General features: G+C 20.6%; 1 protein-coding gene. It reads left to right on the top strand.

From position 1 onward, the window contains the following. Positions 1 to 85: 85 nt before the first annotated feature. Entirely contained in the window at positions 86 to 4,066 is a 3,981-nt protein-coding gene (locus tag Q0F58_RS17620; RefSeq protein WP_294379167.1) for a DUF445 family protein, read from the top strand. The last annotated feature ends 81 nt before the right edge of the window (positions 4,067 to 4,147 follow it).

The following is a 4,147-nucleotide window of genomic DNA, read 5'->3' as shown; positions in this document are numbered from 1 at the left end:
CAAATATGCTGTAAATATGTTATTTAAAGAATACATGCCTTTTAAAATATTCAATAAAACCATTCTTCCTGTTAAATTTGGAGGTGTGATAAAAAATAGAAAAGAGGAGTTTATTGAAGAAATAAGCGAACTAGTTGAAAGAGATATTATTAATAGCAATACTATTCTTTCTAATATTAACGAAAAGGAATTTGAAAAAGCACTCAATAATGTTATCATGAAATTTTTTAATGATAAATTAAAAAAAGCTTTACATGGAATTACATTTGATAACATACAGAATTTTGATTATATAAGTGAAAATTTAATAAAAACATTTATAACTGCTTTAAAAGAAAATACTAACATATTCAGCATTTTTATCGAAGATATAACTGCTAATAAAACTTTAAATTCAAAAATTATACATGACATATGTGTTCAAATTTTTGATATTCTTGAAAAAGAAATTATACAAAAAGATTTTTTAGAAAAAAGTATTAAAGAATTATTAAAAAAGATATCAAATGAAGAAATTGGTCTTATTATAAATAATAATTCATTTGAGAATATAGAAAGAATTATTACAGCTTTAATTAAAAATTCAACAAACTCCATTATTTCAGATAACCAAAGACTATCTGAAATAATAGACAATATTTTTAACAAATTAGATTTTAAACCTGCACTTGAAAAAATACAAAAGGATATTTATCTAAAAAAAATAAATGATTACTTTACAGAAGAAGATTATAAAACTGTTTCAAATAAAATTTTTGAAGCGATCTGCTCTTATATAAATTCAGAAGATGGAAAAAATAATATTAATATAGTCTATTCATATATTATTAGTTTAATAAAAAACTTAAACTATACTATTTATGATATTCTCCCTTATGATATTGGAGAAAATCTTACAAAACTTATTGATAGGTCTATACACAAGATACTTCCTTATTTTTCAGCATGGATAGATAAAAATAAAAATGAATTTGATTACATAATAGAAGAATCTATTGATGAAGCTATTGGAACTCTTGATTCTGGAATAAAGAAAATGATAATTTCTAAAGTAAGAGAATTATTTTTAGACAATATTTCTGCTAAAAATGAAATTGTTGAAAAAATCACAAAATATATAAATAGTTATAGTATAGATGAAAATTCACTTGATGAAATATGTGCATCAATACTTAATTATCTTAGACATACCAAAATAAGTGATATGGTCACCAATATAGAAAATAATTATATTTCAGAAAATAAATTATTAGAAAATATAGATATATTTATTAGAAAATATTTCAAAGAGAATGGTCAGGAAATAATTTATAATTTATTGAGAAAACAAGGAGAAAAAACCTTTAAAGAAATTTTTAAAATAGATTTAATTGAACTTTTTTATAATAAAATAAAGCCATTTATTATAAACCTTATATTAAAAAATAAAATAAAATTAGAAGATGGACTAACTAAAATTATCTCTAAAAAACTAAAATCTTTAAAAAATCATAGATTAAAAGATTTTATTAGTGAATCAATTATATCCAATAATATAAATGAAATTACTGTTTTTATTAGAAATATATTAGAGAAAAATAAAAACAGTATTTTGGATAATATGGAAAGTTATTGTATTGGTGTTCTTGATAATTTACAATTTAGCCCTCAAATAGAAGATACCATAGTTTTAGAAATGTGTAATTTAATTAAATATGAACAAAAGAAAGTTAGCATTTACAATTATATAAATAAAAATTTATGCAATGACAAAGTATATAAATCTGTATCAAAATATGCTTCTGATTTAATAAAAAATAATCTTAATACTTTATTAAAAGGAAAAGTAAAAGAAATTATAAAAAATAATCTTAAACAGTATGATGAAGATGAAATATGTGATCTTGCTCAAAAATTTATGGGAAATGAGCTTAAACCTTTATCTGTGTTTGGGGGAATCCTAGGATTTATATGCGGAATAATTTTTGGTTTATTTTCACAAAATATTGGTTTGAATGGATTTTATGGAAATATAACTGATCAGGTATTATCAATTATTTTAATGGGTGTCATAGGTATATTGACAAATGTAATAGCAATAAATATGCTTTTTAAGCCCTATACGAAAAATAAATTTTTAGCAAAAATTCCTTTTTTAAAAAATTTTGCTCTTGGTTACATTCCATCTCATAAAGAAAACATAAGTAAAGGTATAGGAAAAGTAATTGATGATGATCTTCTTAACAAAAACTACATAAACATTATATTAAATAGACACAAGGATACTCTAAAAAACAGACTTTTCATAACTTTAAGTGATGATAATTTTAAAATCATTCGCAATGTTATGAATTCAAATAAAGATAAAATAAATAAAATCATCAATACTAAATTAATTAAATGGGTATCAAATAATAAAACTGATTTTATTGTGAATATTAAAGAATATATTTCAAAAATTAAAATAAACCCAAATGTATTAAAAAGAGAATCAATAAAAAAAGTAATTCAAAATTTAGAAATTGAACATAAAATTGAGAAATCTTTGATGCAATATATTATTGAGCTAAATAGAGAAGATATTCAAATAAACGATATAATTCCTGAAAAATTTAAATATGAAATTGAAAACTATACAGATACTTTAATAAACAAAGAAATTAAAGCACAATATTTAAGACTTCAAGAGTATAAAATAAAATCATCTATTTCATTTTATACATCTGAAATTTTAAATGATGAAAAAACTTTAATACTAATTTCAGAAAAGACAACAGAATTTATTAAAGAAAATGGATTGGTTTCCTTGGTAAATTTTATAGAAAATAATATAACTAATATTGCAGACTCTATGATGAAAGATAATAATACTATAGGAACAATATTCGATGGAAAAGTTAAAACATATCTAGATAAAAATTTATATAATCTTACTGTTTTTACAGTTGAGAAAATTAAACTCATTTTAATAAAAAATAAAGATTTAATTAAAACTGCTGTAAAAGAAAAGATTAATGAATCACTAAATTTCTTTGAAAAATTAGGGTATGCAATGGCTGGCGGAGATAATATTGTAGAACGTTCAGTAGATATAATGATTGAAACAAAAATGCCTATTTTCATAAATGATAAATTCTTTGAGATAACATCAATAATAAAGGATGGATTAGATAATTCAGTTTATAAAATTAAACTTCAAGATATATGCTCATCTTTCAACAAGGAAAATATAAATGCAATATTGAATTCTATATGTGATAATGTAATTCAAAATAAAAATATATTTGAAGAATTAAAGAAAATGATTTACTATTTAACAGTATATGTTACAAAATTTATAAATAAAGAAAAAGTCAATTATTTTATCGGAAAATTTGATAGTGAAATAAATGTTTTAGTTGATAAATTCTCTTCAAGTATAGTTAAAAGTAATTATGATATTTATTCCTATCTATCTTGTATAATAAAAGACTATTTTGTTAATAATTTTTACAGCTTAAAATTAAATTATATATTTGATTATTACGATGTAAAGAACATAAATATGGATTTAAATACTATATTAGATAAACTTAAAATTTCACAATACTTTGAAGATGAGTTATTTTTAATCTTTAGGAATAGTTTAAACAAAATGAATATATCACAAATTATTCATGAAGATATTATGGAGCAATATCTTGTATCTATTTATGAAAATTTACTAAATGATATTGAGTTTAAAAATGAAATATCCAATGTTTCAGATTCTTTTTTAGATGCTTTAATAAATGATGAAAACTATGAAATTATTGATAAAAAGAGCCTTATTTATATATCTGATAAATTAATTGAGTGCATACTATCTTCTGTTATAAATAATTCTGTGGATATAATTGAAAGCGTAAATTTAAAACAAATAACAGAAAAACAAATAAAAATAATGAATTCTAAAGAACTTCATGAATTATTCATATCATTTTCAGGAACATTATTCAAAAAATTATATTTATATGGTAGTTTTGGAGCTGTGTTTGGAATAAACTTATGGCTTCCTGTAATTTTAGGATTAAAGGAAATTATTTTTAAAGATAAGAATGATAAATAATATATACTATAATAGTGCAAAAATGCTTGAATAATTTTACAACTGAATAAAATAAAAAACATTTATGATAAATCCTTGTTA

The organism is uncultured Clostridium sp. (assembly GCF_934754915.1).
Lineage (GTDB): Bacteria > Bacillota > Clostridia > Clostridiales > Clostridiaceae > Clostridium.
The sequence above is the reverse complement of the archived record's forward strand: the minus strand, read 5'-3'. Positions and strand labels throughout refer to the sequence as shown.